Raw genomic sequence first — 255 nt, forward strand, 5'->3', positions numbered from 1 at the left:
ATGCGACGGGGCCGGGGCTGGAGGGAGACGGCAGGGTGGAGCAGGAGGAGACCGGGCAGCCGCGGCGGCCCCGTGCGCGCCGCCGCGGTCAGGGGGAGCTGGAGGTGCAGGTGCTCTCGGCGTTGTGCGAGGCGCCGGGGCCGGTGGACACCGCCTGGGTGCGTGAGCGTCTCGGTGGCGATCTGGCGTACACCACGGTGATCACCATTTTGACTCGGTTGCTGGCCAAGGGTGCGGTGGTGCGGGAGAGGGTGG

At 72.9% G+C, this 255-nt stretch carries 1 protein-coding gene; it reads left to right on the forward strand.

Annotated elements, in window-relative coordinates; translation table 11 throughout:
* Nucleotides 1-35 precede the first annotated feature (35 nt).
* On the forward strand, nt 36-255 hold a 220-nt coding region (locus QC029_RS30990; protein WP_279559154.1), incomplete at its 3' end, for a BlaI/MecI/CopY family transcriptional regulator.

Source organism: Streptomyces sp. DH37, from assembly GCF_029813835.1.
Taxonomy (GTDB): domain Bacteria; phylum Actinomycetota; class Actinomycetes; order Streptomycetales; family Streptomycetaceae; genus Streptomyces.